Origin of the sequence: Verminephrobacter aporrectodeae subsp. tuberculatae (assembly GCF_026127385.1) — a bacterium.
In the GTDB taxonomy this organism is placed as follows: domain Bacteria; phylum Pseudomonadota; class Gammaproteobacteria; order Burkholderiales; family Burkholderiaceae_C; genus Acidovorax; species Acidovorax aporrectodeae.
The window spans coordinates 1-261 of the sequence record NZ_QZCX01000026.1; the positions used below are offsets into that span (position 1 = coordinate 1).

Genomic DNA, 261 nt, shown 5'->3' on the forward strand with positions numbered 1-261 from the left:
ACGGAGGACGCGAGCAACAGCATCGGCGTGAACATGACCGGGGTCAGGAACGCAGCCGAAAGGGCCGGGGTGGGCATCACCCACAGCGCCAACTACAGCATCGACACCAAGCGCCCCACGCTGGCGGCGACCAACCCGATCACGCTCCGTGACGACAAACTGCACCTGGGCGAAAGCACCACCGTCACGATCCGCTTCTCCGAAGACATAGCCCCCGACAGCTTCAGCATCGCCGACCTGACCGTGGAGGGAGGCGCGACC

Annotated in this window: 1 protein-coding gene; it reads left to right on the plus strand. The window is 65.5% G+C overall.

Annotated features, from left to right (window positions below; all coding sequences use genetic code 11):
• Positions 1-261: Ig-like domain-containing protein (locus D5041_RS21965; protein WP_265285842.1), on the plus strand; the 261-nt coding region annotated here is incomplete at both ends.